Raw genomic sequence first — 16,305 nt, forward strand, 5'->3', positions numbered from 1 at the left:
CCCCTATCGGTCCCTGCGGGTTCCGTCCGGCGCGAACGGCGCCCAGAACTGGCTGAAGGCGGACGCCGAGTCCCCGAAGAGCCCGTCGCGGCCCTCGACGATCCGGCCGTCCTGCCAGCGCATGTAGTGGAAGACCGGGTAGTCCATCCGCTCGTACGGGGACCCGCTCGTCCCGTCCGCGCCGGCCCGCAGGGCGACGTTGCGGCACACGTCCGCGGAACAGTCCTCGCCGACGAGGACCGCCTCCAGGTCCATCCGGAAGGTGCCGCCCGTGAGCTTGTGGGTCTGGCCCATCAGCTCCAGGAAGGCGTCCAGGCTCTCGTACCAGCCGGCCAGCGGGTGGTTGCCCGGCACCAGCCAGCGCAGGTCCTCGGAGTAGTACTCCAGGATGCGCGCCCGATCGCCGGAGCCGAGGGCGGCGTAGGCCGCCCGCACCCGCTCCTGCGTCACTTCGGTCATGGTCGCTTCTCCTTCGCCGGCGGTCAGAGGGAGCCGGAACCGGGCATCGGCGCCAGGTCGTTGACGGTGTACTGCTTGATCAGCGGCCCGTTCGGACCGGCGACCACGGTCCACGTCTGATCGGCGTCGAAGCCGAGCCACTCGCTGCGGGCGGCCGGCGGGTTCCAGATCTTGGCCTGCCAGTTGACGAGGACCCGGACGACCGCCCGGTCGCCCTCGATGACGGGCTCCACCTTCGTGACCGTGTGCACCTCGTCGAAGAAGCGGTGGGTGACGGCCTCGTACCAGCGTCCGAAGCCCTCGTGTCCGAGGAAGGTGTCCTCGGGGACCTTGAACTCCAGGTCCTCGGTGATCAGGGCGAGCACGTCGGCCGCCCCCACGTGCTGGTCCAGCGCCACGTACCACTTGTCGGCGAAACTGCGGATCGCGTCCTCGGTCAGCTGCCGCTCGGCGGGCATGCGGTCTCCTCCTGTCCGTACGGGGACTTGCGTCGGATGGCTGTCAGATCTGGATGTCGACGAGGAAGGGGCCGGGGTGGGACAGCATCCGGCCCACGGCGGAGACCGCCTCGTCCGGCTTCTCCACGCGCATCCCGCCGGCGCCGAGCGACCGGGCCAGCCCGGCGAAGTCGATCTCGGGGTGCGAAAGGTCGAAGGAGCCCGGGAAGCCGTGTTCCGGGATGTCCCGCTCCCGCCAGTACTCGGCGATGTTGTCGTCCAGCAGCCGGTACTTGCGGTTGTTGCAGACCACGAACTTGGCGTCGATGCCGTGCCGGGCGGCGGTCCACAGCGCCTGGTACGTGTACATCGACCCGCCGTCGCCCGCGAAGCCGACGACGAGGCGGTCCGGGCGGGCCAGCTTGGCGCCGACCGCGCCGGGGAAGCCCACGCCGAGCGAACCGCCCCGGGTGAGGTGGTAGTCGCCGGGTCGCTCCGCCGGCAGGTACCGGGTGACCAGCGGCGAGGTGGTCAGTGCCTCGTCGAAGACGATCAGGTCCCCGCCGGTGCGCTCGGCCAGGGTCTTCAGGAAGACGGCCATCGGCGAGCCGTCGTCCGTGGCCGCCTGCGCCTCGCGGGCCCGCTCCCGGGTCCGTGCGTCGAACCGGGCGGACGCCGCGGCCCGCTGCTGCGGGCTCAGCAGCCGGTCCAGTACGCCGGCCAGCGCGCGCAGCGCCTGCTTGGGGTCGGCGGCCAGGCCCAGGTCCACGGGGTGGTTCTTGGCGATCTCGTAGGCGTTGAGGTCGATGTGGACGACCTTCGCGCCCGCCCGGAAGGGGTTCTCCAGCTCGGGGAAGACCTCCGGGAAGACATAGGTGCCGACGATCAGCACCCCGTCGGCGTCCCCGACCAGTTCCTTGCTGTGCGGGCCGAACATGTGGCCCGTCTGGCCGCGCCGCAGCGGGTGCGAGGCCGCGATGTTCACCTCGGACGAGTCGACCTCGTACACGTCGGCGCCCAGCAGCTCGACGACGGCGGCGAGCTCGTTCTGCGCCCCGGAGAGCGCGACCCCGTCCCCGACGAGGACCACCGGCCGCTGCGCGGAGGCGAGCAGCTCGGCCGCCCGGCCCACCGAGGCCGGCGAGGGCGCCACGTCCGTGAGCGGCACCGTGGCCGGCAGGACGGGCTCGGAGTTGAGCTCGTCCAGCACGTCCATCGGCAGCGCCACGAACACGGGTCCCCGGGGCGGGGTGAGCGCGATCTTCACGGCGCGCCGGACGGTGCGGAGCACGGAGTGCCGGTCGGTGACCCGGGTCGCGTACTTCGTCACCGGCTTGGCCATCGCCACCAGGTCGGACGCCATCTGGGCGTCCATGGCGTCGTAGCGCACCCCGGCGTCACCGGCGACCACGACGAGCGGGGTGTGGCCGCGCAGCGACTGGTAGAGCATGCCGATGCCGTTGCCGAGCCCCACCCCGGAGTGCAGCTGGAGCAGGGCCGCGCCGCCGGTCGCCCGGGCGTACCCGTCGGCGATGCCGGCGGCGACGGTCTCCTGGAGGGCGAGGATGTAGGTGAAGTCCTCCGCCGCGTCCACCGCGTCGAGGAATCCCTGTTCCACCGTCCCCGGATTTCCGAACATCACATTCAGGCCGTCGGCCTTGAACTGCTCGATCAGCCTTTCCCGTCCGGGAGTGGCTTCCATGAATTCCCCCTCAACTCTCCGATTTCTCTGCGGCCTCCGGGATTACCAGCCGTATCGGGTGAGACCGTCCTCCAGGACTTCCACGATCTTCTGCCCCGTGAGATACGAGTCGGGGGTGGAACGTCCGGTGACGAAGGGGAAGTCGACGATCACCGATACCGGCTTGCCGAAGTTCCCGTGATACGCGCCGCGCGGGCCCGTCGCATCGCGCAGGATGTACTCCAGCGGATACGGGGGCGGCCCCATGTTGAAGTCGGTCCCGAGGAATCCGGTGCCGTCCTTGTAGTCGTACTCCTTGCAGTGGCCGGTCACGTGCTTGCCCCAGATGATGCTCCGGCGGTCGCTCCAGTCCCGGGCGAAGGCCAGGCAGGCGACCCCGTAGCACTCGGCGGCCACGACCTTGCCGGCCTTCTTGAAGGCCAGGATCAGGGCGTGCACGCGCTCGTTGTTGGCGAGGTCCGCGATCGGGCCGCTGCCGCCGACGATGAGGATCGCGTCGTAGTCCGCGATGTCGGCGTCGAGCTTGTCCAGATCCCGGTGGTACTGCTCCAGCTTGCGCAGGTAGCCCTCGTCGCTCGTGTACGGACGCTCGGGGACCCACGCCTCGATGTCGAGCGGCGAGTCCAGTCGGCTCGACTGCTCGAACTCCCGTCCCAGGCGGGCGTTCTCCTCGCTGGTGACCGAGCGTCCCAGTGGAGGATCGATGTAGTTCGCGTCGAGGCTCGGCGGAAGAGCGTGTGCACGCTTTCCGGTCGGCGTGGCGAATGCGACCTCGTAGCCCCGCTCGTCGAACTTCGATACGGGTCCGATCAGTTCCTCGGCCCAGTAACCGTGTTCGGAGACAATGACCAGAATCTTTCTGCTCACGTATTCCTCCAGGCGCCGCCTGTTGTCGTTGGCGTCCCCCACACTGGCCGCGCCCGGGGCGTGCGTCAAAGCGCTGGTATGCGACTTCGTGAGGTAGCAGCCCAGGTCGTGGCAGCACCTCAGGAAGTCACCGGCAGACGTCAGGAAGTAGCTTCAGGACTACCTGACTTCGGCTGATTCGATGAACCATTACCGCGTCCCCGACCTATGGTCTGGACGCGCCGTGAATCACGGGCGCGCGGGCCGTGTTGGTGAACGAGCACGAGAGAGGGACGGGGACGATGACGATGGACCTGTTGTGCACACACATCGATCAGATACGTCCGGTGAAACCCACCGCCGCGGGCTGCGAGGAGTGCCTCGCAGCCGGCGACACCTGGGTGCACCTGCGGATGTGCCTCAGCTGCGGGCACGTCGGATGCTGCGACTCGTCGAAGAACCGTCACGCCACCCGGCACTACCGGACCACCGAGCACGCCATAGCCGCCTCCCACGAGCCCGGCGAGGACTGGGCCTGGTGCTACGCCGACAAGCTGATGCTGGACCCGGCATGAGCGCGGCGCCGGAGAGCTCCGCCGCCCCGGCCGTGTCCGCGGCGGCCGCCGCCGAGCGCGCGGAGAACAAGAAGCCGGTCATCCTGGCCGTGGACGACGACCCGCAGGTGCTGCGCGCCGTCCGCCGCGACCTGCGCAGCGCCTACGGCGACCGCTACCGGGTGCTCGGCGCCTCCTCGGCGGCCGACGCCCTGAAGATCCTGGACTCCCTCGACGAGCGCGGCCACGACCCGGCGCTGTTCCTCGTGGACCAGCGGATGCCCGACGTCACCGGCGTCGAGTTCCTGCTGGAGGCGGTCAGCCGCTTCCCGGACGCCCGCCGGGTGCTGCTGACGGCCTACGCGGAGACCGACGCGGCGATCACCGCCATCAACCGGGTCCGGCTGGACTACTACCTGCTCAAGCCCTGGGACCCGCCGCACGAGCGGCTCTTCCCGGTCCTGGACGACCTGCTGTCGGACTGGCTGGCCACCTACCGCCCGGCGTACGACGGGATCATCGTCGCCGGCCACCTCGTCTCCCCCGGCACCCACGCCGTCCGGGACTTCTTCACCCGCAACGGCCAGCCGTTCCGCTTCCTCAACGTCGAACGGGATCCCGAGGCGCTGACGCTGATCGCGGCCCAGCCCGACGGGGCGCTCCCCCTCGTCCGCTTCCCGGACGGCACGGTGCTCTCCGCCCCCACCGACACCCAGCTCGCCCAGCGCCTGGGCCTGGCCACCACCGCCTCGCGCCCGCACTACGAGTGCGTCATCGTCGGCGCGGGCCCGGCGGGCCTGGCGGCGGGCGTCTACTCGGCCTCGGAGGGCCTGTCGACCCTCATGCTGGACTCCCGCGCCCCGGGCGGCCAGGCGGGCACCTCCAGCCTGATCGAGAACTACCTCGGCTTCCCCTCGGGCCTCTCGGGCGGCGACCTGACCCGCCGGGCCACGATCCAGGCCTCCCGGTTCGGCGCCGAGATCCTGCACCCGGTGGAGGTGGTCTCGCTGACCCGGGACGACCCGGCGAAGATCCTCACCCTGGCGGACGGCACGGAGATCAGCGCGGAGACGGTCCTGCTGGCCACCGGCGTCTCCTACAACCGTCTGGAGGCCCCCGGCGCGGACCGCTTCGAGGGCGCGGGGCTCTACTACGGCGCGGCCACCACGGAAAGCTCCGCCTGCATCTCGCAGCACGTGTTCATCGTGGGCGGCGCCAACTCGGCCGGCCAGGCGGCGGTGCACTTCGCCAAGTACGCGGCCCGGGTGACGATCCTGGTCCGCGCGGCCTCCCTGGACGCGAGCATGTCCCGCTACCTGATCGACGAGATCGACCGCACCCCGAACATCGAGGTGCGGGTCCGCACCACGGTGGTCCGCCTCGACGGCGACGAACACCTGGAGCGGCTGACCCTCCACGACGCGGACACGGGCGAGAACAAGGAGGTCCCGGCCCGGTTCATGTTCACCTTCATCGGCGCCCGCCCGCACACCGACTGGCTCGCCGGCGTCGTCGAGCGGGACGAGTACGGCTTCGTCCTCACCGGCTCCGACCTGATCGCGAACGGCGGCGAGCTCCCGGCCGAGTGGAGCCTGGAGCGGGCCCCCTACCCGCTGGAGACGAGCGTCCCCGGCGTCTTCGCGGCGGGCGACGTCCGCGCCCACTCGGTCAAGCGGGTCGCCTCGGGCGTGGGCGAGGGCGCGATGGCCGTCTCGCTGATCCACCGCTACCGCTCGATGGGCTGAGAGCGCTGCGACATTCCCTGGGGCCCAGTCCTTGCGATCAAGAAGGTATCGGATGCAACGTTGATTACATGATTACAGCCGAACAGAGCGAACAGCTCCGCGCGTGGTTCGCCGAGCGCCTGCCGGTGGACGTCTACGAGTCCCTCGTCTCGGTCACGGCCGACCGCGAGGAGATCACGGTCGTCGGCGTCATACCGGCGACCGAGTCGGTCAAGGAGTTCCGCGAACGCACCCGCGAACAGCGCATCGAGGTGGCCCGCGAGGCCGAGTCCCTCTACCGCCGCAAGGTCGCCTGGGGCGTGCGGGCGGGTGAGGAGACGACGCTCTTCACCCACCTCGCCGTCCCGGTCATGACCCGCCTGCGCCAGTCCGAACGCCAGGTCCTCGACACCCTGGTCGCAGGCGGCGTCGCCCGCAGCCGGGCCGACGCCCTGGCCTGGTGCGTCCGCCTCGTCGGGCGCAACACCGACACCTGGCTGACCGAGCTGCGCGACTCCCTGGACAAGGTCCGCCAGGTCCGCGAGCAGGGCCCGGACGTCTCCGGCGAGACCGACTCCAGGAAGTCCGGGTCCGAATGACCGATCAGCCCCACTCCGGCGCATGATCGCGTAAGGCTGGCCGAGACCACCACCCAGGGAGAGGCACGCACCCATGACCACCACCGTCGAATACATCCGCTACCGGATCGCATTGGACGACCAGCCGGCCTTCGAGGACGCGTACGCCCGGGCCGCCGAGGCCCTGGCCGCATCACCCGAGTGCATCGACTACGAACTGGCCCGGTGCGAGGAGGAGAAGGAGCGCTACATCCTGCGCATCCGCTGGACCTCGATCGAGGCCCACCTGGGCGGATTCCGCAAGGGCGAGCACTTCCCGGCGTTCTTCAGCGCGATCCGACCGTACGTGACGGCCATCGAGGAGATGCAGCACTACCTCGTGACGGGCGTCGTGGGCACGGGAAAGGCCACCTGACGACGATGAGCACCACACCCACCATCTACGAGTGGATGGGCGGCGCGGAGGCGATGAACCGCCTCACCGACGCCTTCTACGCCCACGCCCTGCAGGACGAGATCCTGGCGCCGGTCTTCGCCGGCATGGACTCGGAGCACCCGCAGCACGTCGCGGTCTGGCTGTCGGAGGTCTTCGGCGGCCCCTCGGACTACACCGACCACCACGGCGGCCACCAGCACATGGCCACCAAGCACCTGGGCCGCGCGATCACCGAGGAGCAGCGCCGCCGCTGGGTGGACCTGCTCATGGACACGGCCGACGAGGTCGGCCTCCCGACGGACCCCGAGTTCCGCGGGGTCTTCGCCTACTACATCGAGTGGGGCACGCGCATGGCCCTGATCTACTCGGGCCCCAACCCGCCCCCGGTGGACGCGGCCAAGATCCCGGTCTGGTCCTGGGGCCAGACCCCACCGTGGATCCCGAAGACGGACTGAACGACGAAGACCCGGAGCGAAGCTCCGGGTCTTCCCACTTCCAGCCCCGCCGGCACACCCCAGCCCCGCCGGCACACCTCAGCCCCGCCGGCGTTTGAGGCGCAGGGGTCCGGGGCGGAGCCCCGATCTTTCAGCCCCGCCGGCGTTTGAGGCGCGGGGTCCGGGGCGGAGCCCCGGCAGCCGACCCGGGCCCGGCCTCGGCCAGCAGCACCGTCAGCCCCGGCCCGCCCTCCTGCTCCCGCCAGAAGTCCACGGCCTCCTCCAGCACCTCCACCAACGTCTCCCACTCGCCGGGGCGCGCAGCGGCATAGCCACGCCACGAGGTCACGGCCACCAGCCGCCCCGCGGCACCCGGCAGCCACGACAGGTCCCGCATCGCGTCCGCGAGCGCGTCCCAGTTCCCGCCGACCCACTCCGGCAGCCGCAAGGCGACCCCGCAGCGCCGCATCAGCTCCGCCTTGCCCCGTACGCCGTCCAGGTCCAGCCGTACGGTCGTCCAGCCGGCGGCGTCGGCCGCCGCGAGCGCGGGGGCGAGCGGCTGCGGGTCCAGGGTCATCGGAGAACCGCCTTGAAGGTGTCGTAGTGGTCGTCCGTGTAGAAGAACTCCCCACCCTCACCCGTCACGATCCGCCGGGCCCCGCGGTCCCGTTCCCCCGGGGTCCGCACCGTGAACTCGTGGTAGTAGCCGCGCTTCTGCCTGGGAAGGATCTTCTCGAAGTTCCCGAAGACGGCGTCGTCCTGCCGGTACGGATACGGCCCGCCCTTGTCGATGAGCGCGAGCACGTCACGTGCCTGCTGCGGCAGCGCGTCGGCCCGTACGACGGCCATGCCCTTCGCCCACGCGGGAGCGGTACTACTGCCGGGACTGGCGCCGCGGGCATTGGTACTGGCGTTGGCGCTGGCGGCGGCGGGCGCGGGCTTCTGCCCGCCACAGCCCACCGCGCCGACCAGCGCGGCACAGAGGAACGCGGCCCCCAGCAAACGCAGCAACGATCGGGGCACGTTCCGAAAGATCATGCACCGATCGTGCCAAATATCCGATTCGCTCGCGAATCGCCCGGTGGCCTCAGAGTGCGGCCATCTTGGTGTACGGACTCAGGATGCGCTTCTGGACCGAACCGAAGTCGACGAGAACAGCGATCCCCTCCTCGATTCCGACGACACGGCCGAGGCCGTGCTCATCGTGAGTGACCCGGTCGCCGACGCTGAACTGCCGGATGGGCTGTTCCACGGGGGCCTTGAACGGGCTGGACGGCAAATGGCGGCGAGGTACTGCTGACTTTGTCATTGGAACCAGTATGCGCCCAGCAGGCCGCCGCGCGGTCCGCCGTTCGGATCTCAATTCCGGCACCATCCGCACCAGCCCTGGCGGTGAAGCGCAGATCCGCCGCTACAGGTCGTCGGGATCGGCCCGGTCCAGCGCCGGCCGCAGCCCGGGCGCCGACTCGGTCAGCAGGTAGTCGGCGACGGCCGTGTCGGTGACGAGGCTGGTCACCAGCCCGGACCGGAGCACCGCCCCGATCGCGGAGGCCTTGCGCAGCCCGCCCGCGATCGCCACGACCTCCGGGATCCGCCGCAGCCGGTCCGCCTCGACGGTGATGCACCGCTCGCCGAGGTCCCGGCCGACCCGCCGGCCCTCCGAGTCGAACAGGTGGGCGGACATCTCGGCCGCGACGCCCAGCGAGGCGTAGTGGGCCCGCTCCTCGTCCGTCAGCATGTCGTGGACGGTGGAGATGCCCGTCTCCCACGAGCCGATGGAGACGGCCGCGACCGTCACCTTGTCGAAGTACTCGAAGGCCCGCGCGATCCCGGTCTGGTTGCGCAGCGCGGCCGCGGTCGCGGGATCGGGCAGCAGCATCGGCGCGTAGATCGGGTGCGCGTCGCCCCCCGAGACCTGGGCGGCCCTGCGCACGGCCTCGACCGAGCCGCGCTCGGCGGTCCCCGCGTCGTAGACGCCGGTCAGCTGGACGACGGTGCACTGCGGCAGCCGGTGCAGGGAGGCGGCCATGTGAATGGTCGACCGCCCCCACGCCAGGCCCAGTACGTCGCCCTCGTTGACCAGTTCGCCCAGCAGGTCGGCGGCGACCGCGCCCAGGTTCTCCGGGTCGGGCGCGTCCTCGGTGGCGTCGGCGGGCGACTCCACCACGACGGCGTGCCGGAGCCCGTACCGGGCCCTGAGCGCATCCGAACGCTCCGCGTCGAGTTCGGCCGGTACCCGGATCTCGATCCGTACGAGGTCACGCTCCAGGGCGGTCTCCAGGACCCTGGCCACCTTGAAGCGGCTCACGCCGAACTCCTCGGCGATCTGGATCTTGGATTTGCCCTCGAGGTAGAAACGGCGCGCCATGGCCGCCGCCTGCACCAGCTCCGCGGGTCCCATCCGCAGGGCTGACCGTCCCGCCGACATTGCAGACACCGCGTTCTCCTCACTGCTGTTCACACTCTCGACTCGCCGTTCATCCTGTCAGATCCGACGGCCGTTGATCAGCCTGGACAGCTCCCGTTCACCGAGCTGTTCATCAACCCTTGGCTCAGTGGTCGCAAGCCCACGGCGCGGCGGAGATCGCCGCACCCGCCTGGTCACGCAGCGTGCGCACGGCGGCGGCCGGATCGACCGCGCCGTAGACCGCGCTGCCCGCGACGAAGACGTCGGCGCCGGCCTCGGCACAGCGTTCGATGGTCGAGGCCGAGACCCCGCCGTCGACCTGCAGCCACAGCTCCAGACCGTGCTTGGAGATCAGCTCCCGGGTCCGGCGGATCTTGGGGAGCATGATGTCGAGAAAGGGCTGGCCGCCGAAGCCGGGCTCGACCGTCATGATCAGCAGCATGTCGAGCTCGGGAAGGATGTCCTCGTACTGTTCGATGGGCGTCGCGGGCTTGAGCGCCATCGACGCCCGCGCCCCCTTCGCCCGGATCTCCCGCGCGAGGCGTACGGGCGCCGCCGCGGCCTCGGCGTGGAAGGTGACCGAACCCGCACCGGCCTCCACGTACTGCGGGGCCCAGCGGTCCGGGTTCTCGATCATCAGGTGGAGGTCCAGCGGGATGTCCGTGGCCCGGCTCAAGGACTCCACGATGGGCATGCCGAGGGTGAGGTTCGGGACGAAGTGGTTGTCCATGACGTCGACATGCAGCCAGTCGGCCCCCTCGACGGCCTTCGCCTCCTCGGCGAGTCGGGCGAAGTCGGCGGACAGGATGCTGGGATAAATCTGCGCGGCCATGCCCCAAGCCTGCCATGCCTGCAGCCGGTTCCGGCCACGACCCCGCAAGTCGGGACGGGCGTAGCAGCGCTTAAGTGATCGACAAGAACATTTCACCTGTCCTTCGAGATCGGCGGGATCAGGACCCCCTGTCCCGCCGGCCTCCGCTACGCCGTGCGCCTCAGCAGTGCCAGGTACATCGCGTCCGTTCCGTGCAGATGGGGCCACAGCTGGACGTCGGGGCCGTCGCCGAGGGCCGGCACGCCCGCCATGAACGGCCTCGCGTCGATCAGTTCCGCGGACACCGGCGACGCGCCCGCGCCGCGCCCCTTCAGGACGTCGTCCACGACGACCCGGGTCTCCGCCAGGTGCGGCGAGCACGTCGCGTAGCCCACGACGCCGCCCACCCGGACCGCCGACAGCGCCTCCCGCAGCAGCCCGCGCTGGAGCGGCGCGAAGCCCTCCAGGTCCTGCGGGCGACGCCGCCAGCGAGCCTCCGGGCGACGGCGCAGCGCGCCCAGGCCCGTGCACGGGACGTCCATCAGGACGCGGTCGAAGGAGCCCGGACGCCACGGCGGCCGGGTGCCGTCCGCCGCGATCACCTGGTAGGGGCCGGGGTTGCCCGCGAGGGCGCGCTCCACGAGCCGCGCCCGGTGCGGCTGCTTCTCCGAGGCGAGCAGGAACGCGCCGCGCTGCGCCGCGAGCGCGGCGAGCAGCGCCGCCTTGCCGCCGGGACCCGCGCACCCGTCGAGCCAGCGCTCGTCGCTGCCCTCGACCGGCACGGCCGCCAGGGCCATCGCCACCAGCTGGCTGCCCTCGTCCTGCACACCGGCGCGGCCCTCGCGCACCGCCTCCAGCGCGCCCGGCTCACCACCCTCGGCCATCCGGACGGCGTACGGCGACCAGCGCCCGGGCAGCGCCGACTCCTCGCCGACCGCCTCCAGCAGCTCCTCGGGGGTGGACCGGCCGGGCCGCGCGACCAGCGTCACCTCGGGCCGCTCGTTGTCGGCCTCGAGCAGGTCCTCGATCCCGGCGCGCCCGCCGCCCAGCGCGTCCCACAGGGCGCTGACGACCCACCTGGGGTGCGAGTGGTAGACGGCGAGGTGCTCCTCGGCGTCGTCCTCGTACGGCGGCGCGACCCGCTCCAGCCAGCCGTCGAGATCGTGCGCGGCGATCTTCCGCAGCACGGCGTTCACGAACTTGGCGCGCCCGTCCCCGAGTACCACCCGGGCCAGCTCCACGCTCGCGGAGACCGCCGCGTGCGTGGGGATCCGGGTGCCGAGCAGCTGGTGCGCGCCGAGCGAGAGCACGTCGAGCACCGGCGGGTCCACCTCCCGCAGCGGCCGGTCGATGCACGCCTTGATGACGGCGTCGTAGGTGCCCTGGCGGCGGAGCGTCCCGTAGACCAGCTCGGTGGCCAGTGCCGCGTCGCGCGCCTGGAAGCTCTCGTCCTGGCGGGCCTTCTTCAGCAGCGGCGGCAGCACGAGGTTCGCGTAGGCGTCGCGCTCGTCCACCGCCCGCAGCACCTCGAAGGCCAGCATCCGGACGGGGTCCTTCTGGGGCCGCCGGTACGGCTTGGCCTGCCGCTGGCCTGCGGGGTTGCGACGGGGACGGGGCTGTTCGCTCACGTGAAAGGTGCTCCGGGTTTACGAGGTGCTGCGGTCATGACGTGAAAGGGCGGCGGGCGCCGCCCCGGCGGGGCGGCGATCCGTCGGGTGCCGGGCCCGCGCCGCCGCGGACGGCCCGGCTGGATTCGGCTCGGCTGGATTCAGCCTACGTCGGCCCCGCCGAGCCGCTCGCCGGGCGCGATCCGCACCCCGCGGGCCCAGTCGGCGCCGCGCATCGGCTTCTTGCCCTGGGGCTGCACCCACAGCAGTTCCACGGCGTGCGAGCCGGTGCCGACGTGGACGTGGTTCTTGGCCGGGGCCAGCTCGCCCGGCGCCAGGTCGGTGCGGTCGGCAACCAGACCCACCGAGATCAGCTTGAGCCGCTCCCCGCGGAAGACGGTCCAGGCTCCCGGCGCCGGAGTGCAGCCGCGCACCACGCGGTCGGCGCGCATCGCGGGCGCCGTCCAGTCGATCCGGGCGTCCTCCACGGTGATCTTGGGCGCGAGGGAGAGGCCGTCGTGGGGCTGTGCGACGGCGCGCAGGGTGCCGTCCTCGATGCCGTCCATGGTGGCGGCGAGCAGCCCCGAGCCGGCGAAGGCCAGCCGCGTGAGCAGGTCGCCGCTGGTGTCGGTGGGGCGGATCTCCTCGGTGAGGATGCCGTAGACCGGGCCGGAGTCCAGGCCTTCCTCGATGAGGAAGGTGGAGGCACCGGTGAGCTGGTCGCCCGCCATGATCGAGTGCTGGACGGGCGCGGCGCCGCGCCAGGCGGGCAGCAGCGAGAAGTGCAGGTTGACCCATCCGTGCTTGGGGATGTCGAGGGCGCTCTTGGGGAGCAGGGCTCCGTAGGCGACGACGGGGCAGCAGTCCGGGGCGATCTCGCGCAGCCGGGCCTGGAAGTCGGGGTCGCGGGGCCGGGCGGGCTTGAGGACCTCGATGCCGGCCTCCTCGGCGCGCTCGGCGACCGGGCTGGCGACGAGCCTGCGGCCGCGGCCTGCCGGCGCGTCGGGCCGGGTGACGACGGCGGCGACCTCGTGCCGCCCGGAGGCGATCAGGGCGTCCAGGGCGGGTACGGCGACCTCGGGGGTGCCTGCGAAGACGAGCTTCACTGGTGTCCTACCTCGCAATCTCGGCTGTCAGCAGCGCACCAGTCTATGGGGCATGGGCCAACGGGCGATCCGGCGGCCGTCCGTGGGCCGTCCGGCCCGGTTCCGCCGGATGCCCCACCAGGGCCCGCCTGCGGCGCCGAGGGGGCGTACGCAGACACACGCGCCCCTCGCATATGCCGACACGCCCCCACAGCGTGACCTGGGCGCCGGGTGACGCGTTGGTCAAGAGAGATTGACCAAAACGGGCCGCGTGTGAACGGTGTCTGCGGCCCGATCCGCCCTTCAGCACCGGTTCGAGAGGCTTCTTCATGGCCGACCACGCCACCCACGACGCCCAAGCCCGGGCCAGCCTGCACCTCCTGGTACGGGACATCGAGCGGGTTCGCCGGCAGGTGGATGCTCTGCGTACGCTCACCGCCCAGCTCGGCAACGTGTACCGCCCGCGCCGCTCCGGTCCCTCCACGGGCTTCGTCGTCTACGGCCGGGCACCCGCGCCCACCGTCCGCCTCGCGCAGGAGCTGCGGGACAGCGTGGAGACGCTGGTCACCGCCGCCGTGGACTTCGACCGCTCGCTCGGTTTCTCATGGGACGCGGTCGGCTCGGCGCTCGGCGTCACCAAGCAGGCCGTGCACCGCCGTTACGGTGCCCGGCGGGCGCAGTCCGCCGAGTCCGCGGAGCCGCTGGCCGAGGGGACGGCCGCCCGGCCCCTGGGGCCGCTGCCCACCGTGCCGGCCGCCCGCTCGGTGCCGCCGCAGCCGGTGCGCGAGGAGGCCCAGGCCGCGGCCGGCGGAGCCCCGGGCCGCTCGCTCGGGGAGGCTCCCCGCTCCCCCGCATTCCCCGGTCCGCGCAACGGCTGACCCGTGTCCCGCCGCCGGGACGCCGACCCCCGACGGCCGGCCGCCGCCGCTCGCCGCCCCTGAATCCGCCCCCGGCGGGATGACCCTCGCGTCTCCCGCCGGGGGCTTCGGCGTTCCCGTGTCCGCGTGCGTGGTGCGGCCTTCGCCGCCGGTCCGGTCAGCCGATGTCCGGCGGGTCGATGCGGACCCGCACCGCGTCGGCCGCCGCCACCCCCCGCGCCATCCGGGCCGCCTGCGCCGCTTTCAGGGCGGTCGCCAGGGCCGCGCCGCTGCCCGGCGGGACGCGGACCAGCGCCCGTTCCCCCGGGGACCGCTCCCCGCGCCGCCCGGGTATCGGGACCGGCCCCAGGATCTCCGCGTCCGGCGGCAGCCCGGCGCCCGCCAGGAAGGCCTCCACCGCCTCGCCCCGCCCGGCCACGGCCGCCATCCGCGAGACCGGCGGGAAGCCGAGCTGGGCCCGCTCCGCGAGCTCCCGTACGGCGTGGCCCACCGGGTCCCACCGCACGAGCGCCTGGACCGGCCGCAGCGTCGGCTCGGCGACCACCACGACCTGCCCGTCCCCGCGGACCAGCGAGGCGGCCCCGATCCACCGCCGCAGCGCGTCCTCACCCGCCCGCAGGTCGGGCCGGGTCAGCATCGCCCAGCCGTCGAGGAGCAGCGCGGCCGCGTACCCGGCGCCGGCCGCCACCGGCTCGGCGCCGGGCGTGCACACCACCAGCGCCGGCCGGTCGGGCACCTCGTCGAGGACGTGGTCGCGCCCGGAAGTCCGTACGGGCACGGCCGGGAAGGCCCGGCCCAGCTCCTCGGCCGTCCGCCGGGCTCCGACCACCTGGGCGCGCAGCCGGAACGAGCCGCACTCCTCGCAGTGCCAGGACGGCTCGCCCCGCCCGCACCACCCGCAGTGCAGTTCCCGCTCGTCGGGGGCCTCCAGCGGGCCCGCGCAGACCTTGCAGCGGGCGGGCGTCCGGCACCGCTCGCAGGCGAGCCGGGGCACGTAGCCCCGCCGCGGCACCTGGACGAGCACGGGCCCGGTCTTCAGACCCTCCCGTACGGTCTCCCACGCCAGGCTCGGCAGTCGTGCGGCGCGGGCCGCCTCGTCGCGGGCGAGCTGTTCGTCGCCCACGGTGCGGATCCGGGGCGCGCAGGCCCGTACCGTCTCGCGGCTGGCGACCAGCGGCCGGGCCCAGCCCGACTCGACCAGCTGCGCGGCCTCCACCGTGCAGCTCGTGCTCCCGGCCAGGAAGGCGCAGCCGTCGCTGACCGCGCGCAGTTCCAGCACCTCCCGGACGTGCGGGAAGGGGGCGTTGTCATCGCTGTGGCTGGAGTCGCCGTCGTCCCAGACGGCGACCAGTCCGAGGTCCCGTACGGGGGCGAACATCGCCGCCCTGGTCCCGACGACGGCGCGCACCGAGCCCCGGCTCACGGCGAGCCACTGGCGGTAGCGCTTCTCCGGCCCCGACTCGGCGGTCAGCAGCGCGTGCCGCCCCTCGCCGAGCAGGGCGGTCAGCGCCGCGTCGACCCGGGCGGCGGTACGTCCGTCGGGGACCACGGCGAGGGCCCCGCGGCCGGAGGCCAGGGTGGCGGCCATGGCGCGGGCGAGTTCGTCGGCCCAGCCGGGGCCGGGCAGGGCGGTCCACACGGCGCGCGGGGCGGCGCCGGTGGCCAGGGCCCGCAGGAAGGCGGGCCCCGCCCCGTACCGCTCCCAGCCGGCGGGCTCGGGCGCGGAGGGCGGGGGCAGGGGCTCCGGCGAGGGCTTGGCCTCGGCGCGGGCGCTCCGTGCGGGCAGGGCGAGCTGGAGCACGTCGGCGAGGCTGCCGGCGTACCGGTCGGCGACGGCCCGGGCGAGGGCCAGCATGGCGGGGCTGAGCACGACCTCGGGCGAGACCACGTGCGCGAGGGCGGCGAGGGCTCCGGTGTAGTCGGACTCGGCGCGGCGCTCCACGATGAAGCCGTCGATGAGGCCGCCGCCCTCGCGGCGGCCGCCGTGCACCTGGTGGGAGCCGGCCCCGAACCGGACCCGGACGCGGACGCCGGGCTGCGCGGCCTCGGAGAGCTCCTCGGGGACGGCGTAGTCCCAGAGCTGGTCGAGGTGGAGCACGCCCTTGTTGACGAGGATCCGGGCGACGGGCAGCTCGGCCGCGAGCGCGGCCCCCCGCCAGGTGCGCGGCTTCGCCTTGGGCGCCTTGGCCTTCGCCTCGGCGACCATCTCCCGGATCAGCGCGAGCTGCTCCGGCGGGGAATCATTCGCGCTGCTCACATCAGCATTCTTACCAAACCCCACTGACAGCCGCGGCATGCGAACGGCCCCGGACCAGAGGGTCCGGGGCCGTTCGTCACAAGCGGTGGT

General features: G+C 72.6%; 18 protein-coding genes. 6 read left to right on the forward strand and 12 right to left on the reverse strand.

All coding sequences use genetic code 11. From position 1 onward, the window contains the following. Window positions 1–3: 3 nt before the first annotated feature. The 4 genes from OG472_RS11210 to OG472_RS11225 are packed head-to-tail and all read right to left on the reverse strand — an operon-like array spanning window position 4 to window position 3,465. The gene (locus OG472_RS11210) at window positions 4–459 is read right to left on the reverse strand and encodes a nuclear transport factor 2 family protein (RefSeq protein ID WP_327412859.1); all 456 of its coding nucleotides are present in this window, start codon (window positions 457–459) and stop codon (window positions 4–6) included. A gap of 23 nt (window positions 460–482) precedes the next feature. After that, window positions 483–917 (reverse strand): nuclear transport factor 2 family protein, encoded by a 435-nt coding sequence (locus tag OG472_RS11215; RefSeq protein ID WP_383574312.1) that lies wholly within the window; start codon window positions 915–917, stop codon window positions 483–485. Window positions 918–960: 43 nt separating this feature from the next. Further along, entirely contained in the window at window positions 961–2,598 is a 1,638-nt protein-coding gene (locus tag OG472_RS11220) for a thiamine pyrophosphate-binding protein (protein WP_405941371.1), read from the reverse strand. Window positions 2,599–2,640: 42 nt separating this feature from the next. Then, entirely contained in the window at window positions 2,641–3,465 is an 825-nt protein-coding gene (locus tag OG472_RS11225; RefSeq protein WP_401609449.1) for a type 1 glutamine amidotransferase domain-containing protein, read from the reverse strand. A gap of 281 nt (window positions 3,466–3,746) precedes the next feature. On the opposite strand from OG472_RS11225, the gene OG472_RS11230 reads away from it, so the two are divergent. The 5 genes from OG472_RS11230 to OG472_RS11250 all read left to right on the forward strand — a co-directional run bounded on the left by OG472_RS11230 (window position 3,747) and on the right by OG472_RS11250 (window position 7,191). Continuing rightward, window positions 3,747–4,019: a UBP-type zinc finger domain-containing protein gene (locus OG472_RS11230; protein ID WP_404961104.1), complete on the forward strand. Its 273-nt coding sequence runs from the start codon at window positions 3,747–3,749 to the stop codon at window positions 4,017–4,019. Beyond that, window positions 4,016–5,743 carry an FAD-dependent oxidoreductase gene (locus OG472_RS11235; RefSeq protein WP_401609444.1) on the forward strand — a complete coding sequence of 576 codons (1,728 nt, stop codon included), beginning with the start codon at window positions 4,016–4,018 and terminating at the stop codon, window positions 5,741–5,743. Before OG472_RS11230 ends, OG472_RS11235 begins: the two co-directional genes overlap by 4 nt. Before the next feature lie 68 nt (window positions 5,744–5,811). Next, complete coding sequence (locus tag OG472_RS11240; RefSeq protein WP_383574304.1) at window positions 5,812–6,321, forward strand: hypothetical protein; 510 nt, start codon at window positions 5,812–5,814, stop codon at window positions 6,319–6,321. Window positions 6,322–6,394: 73 nt separating this feature from the next. Continuing rightward, window positions 6,395–6,715 carry an antibiotic biosynthesis monooxygenase gene (locus OG472_RS11245; RefSeq protein ID WP_319722270.1) on the forward strand — a complete coding sequence of 107 codons (321 nt, stop codon included), beginning with the start codon at window positions 6,395–6,397 and terminating at the stop codon, window positions 6,713–6,715. Window positions 6,716–6,720: 5 nt separating this feature from the next. Next, window positions 6,721–7,191 carry a group II truncated hemoglobin gene (locus OG472_RS11250; RefSeq protein WP_401609440.1) on the forward strand — a complete coding sequence of 157 codons (471 nt, stop codon included), beginning with the start codon at window positions 6,721–6,723 and terminating at the stop codon, window positions 7,189–7,191. Between the two features lie 130 nt (window positions 7,192–7,321). Here OG472_RS11250 and OG472_RS11255 read toward each other — a convergent pair whose 3' ends face one another. The 7 genes from OG472_RS11255 to fmt all read right to left on the reverse strand — a co-directional run bounded on the left by OG472_RS11255 (window position 7,322) and on the right by fmt (window position 13,101). After that, entirely contained in the window at window positions 7,322–7,747 is a 426-nt protein-coding gene (locus OG472_RS11255; protein ID WP_401609437.1) for a barstar family protein, read from the reverse strand. Continuing rightward, a complete protein-coding gene (locus OG472_RS11260) occupies window positions 7,744–8,208 on the reverse strand; it encodes a ribonuclease domain-containing protein (RefSeq protein ID WP_401609435.1) in 465 nt (154 codons plus the stop codon). The genes OG472_RS11255 and OG472_RS11260 overlap by 4 nt, the downstream gene beginning before the upstream one ends. Window positions 8,209–8,257: 49 nt before the next feature. Beyond that, on the reverse strand, window positions 8,258–8,479 hold the full coding sequence (locus OG472_RS11265; protein WP_189740325.1) for a CarD family transcriptional regulator: 222 nt from the start codon (window positions 8,477–8,479) through the stop codon (window positions 8,258–8,260). A gap of 102 nt (window positions 8,480–8,581) precedes the next feature. Continuing rightward, window positions 8,582–9,631, reverse strand: a complete 1,050-nt coding sequence (locus OG472_RS11270) for a sugar-binding domain-containing protein (protein WP_361764715.1) — start codon at window positions 9,629–9,631, stop codon at window positions 8,582–8,584. Window positions 9,632–9,722: 91 nt separating this feature from the next. Continuing rightward, window positions 9,723–10,409, reverse strand: coding sequence for a ribulose-phosphate 3-epimerase (rpe, locus tag OG472_RS11275; RefSeq protein WP_401609432.1), 687 nt, complete (start codon window positions 10,407–10,409; stop codon window positions 9,723–9,725). Window positions 10,410–10,555: 146 nt separating this feature from the next. Beyond that, window positions 10,556–12,016 carry an RsmB/NOP family class I SAM-dependent RNA methyltransferase gene (locus tag OG472_RS11280; protein WP_401609430.1) on the reverse strand — a complete coding sequence of 487 codons (1,461 nt, stop codon included), beginning with the start codon at window positions 12,014–12,016 and terminating at the stop codon, window positions 10,556–10,558. Between the two features lie 140 nt (window positions 12,017–12,156). Beyond that, window positions 12,157–13,101, reverse strand: a complete 945-nt coding sequence (fmt, locus tag OG472_RS11285) for a methionyl-tRNA formyltransferase (RefSeq protein WP_405941372.1) — start codon at window positions 13,099–13,101, stop codon at window positions 12,157–12,159. A 308-nt stretch (window positions 13,102–13,409) separates the two neighbouring features. Here fmt and OG472_RS11290 point away from each other — a divergent pair, with 308 nt between their 5' ends. Further along, the gene (locus OG472_RS11290; protein WP_383574289.1) at window positions 13,410–13,958 is read left to right on the forward strand and encodes a hypothetical protein; all 549 of its coding nucleotides are present in this window, start codon (window positions 13,410–13,412) and stop codon (window positions 13,956–13,958) included. A gap of 157 nt (window positions 13,959–14,115) precedes the next feature. Here the strand turns inward: OG472_RS11290 and OG472_RS11295 are convergent, their stop codons facing one another. Then, window positions 14,116–16,254, reverse strand: a complete 2,139-nt coding sequence (locus tag OG472_RS11295) for a primosomal protein N' (RefSeq protein WP_405941373.1) — start codon at window positions 16,252–16,254, stop codon at window positions 14,116–14,118. Window positions 16,255–16,305: the final 51 nt, after the last annotated feature.

The sequence above is a fragment of the Streptomyces sp. NBC_00207 genome (genome assembly GCF_045160965.1).
In the GTDB taxonomy this organism is placed as follows: domain Bacteria; phylum Actinomycetota; class Actinomycetes; order Streptomycetales; family Streptomycetaceae; genus Streptomyces.

Bases quoted from the DNA above. Each gene is read 5' to 3' on its own strand.
- OG472_RS11210 (WP_327412859.1), bottom strand. From the start codon at position 459: ATGACCGAAGTGACGCAGGAGCGGGTGCGGGCGGCCTACGCCGCCCTC.
- OG472_RS11215 (WP_383574312.1), bottom strand. From the start codon at position 917: ATGCCCGCCGAGCGGCAGCTGACCGAGGACGCGATCCGCAGTTTCGCC.
- OG472_RS11220 (WP_405941371.1), bottom strand. From the start codon at position 2,598: ATGGAAGCCACTCCCGGACGGGAAAGGCTGATCGAGCAGTTCAAGGCC.
- OG472_RS11230 (WP_404961104.1), top strand. From the start codon at position 3,747: ATGACGATGGACCTGTTGTGCACACACATCGATCAGATACGTCCGGTG.
- OG472_RS11235 (WP_401609444.1), top strand. From the start codon at position 4,016: ATGAGCGCGGCGCCGGAGAGCTCCGCCGCCCCGGCCGTGTCCGCGGCG.
- OG472_RS11240 (WP_383574304.1), top strand. From the start codon at position 5,812: ATGATTACAGCCGAACAGAGCGAACAGCTCCGCGCGTGGTTCGCCGAG.
- OG472_RS11245 (WP_319722270.1), top strand. From the start codon at position 6,395: ATGACCACCACCGTCGAATACATCCGCTACCGGATCGCATTGGACGAC.
- OG472_RS11250 (WP_401609440.1), top strand. From the start codon at position 6,721: ATGAGCACCACACCCACCATCTACGAGTGGATGGGCGGCGCGGAGGCG.
- OG472_RS11255 (WP_401609437.1), bottom strand. From the start codon at position 7,747: ATGACCCTGGACCCGCAGCCGCTCGCCCCCGCGCTCGCGGCGGCCGAC.
- OG472_RS11260 (WP_401609435.1), bottom strand. From the start codon at position 8,208: ATGATCTTTCGGAACGTGCCCCGATCGTTGCTGCGTTTGCTGGGGGCC.
- OG472_RS11265 (WP_189740325.1), bottom strand. From the start codon at position 8,479: ATGACAAAGTCAGCAGTACCTCGCCGCCATTTGCCGTCCAGCCCGTTC.
- rpe (WP_401609432.1), bottom strand. From the start codon at position 10,409: ATGGCCGCGCAGATTTATCCCAGCATCCTGTCCGCCGACTTCGCCCGA.
- OG472_RS11290 (WP_383574289.1), top strand. From the start codon at position 13,410: ATGGCCGACCACGCCACCCACGACGCCCAAGCCCGGGCCAGCCTGCAC.
- OG472_RS11295 (WP_405941373.1), bottom strand. From the start codon at position 16,254: ATGCCGCGGCTGTCAGTGGGGTTTGGTAAGAATGCTGATGTGAGCAGC.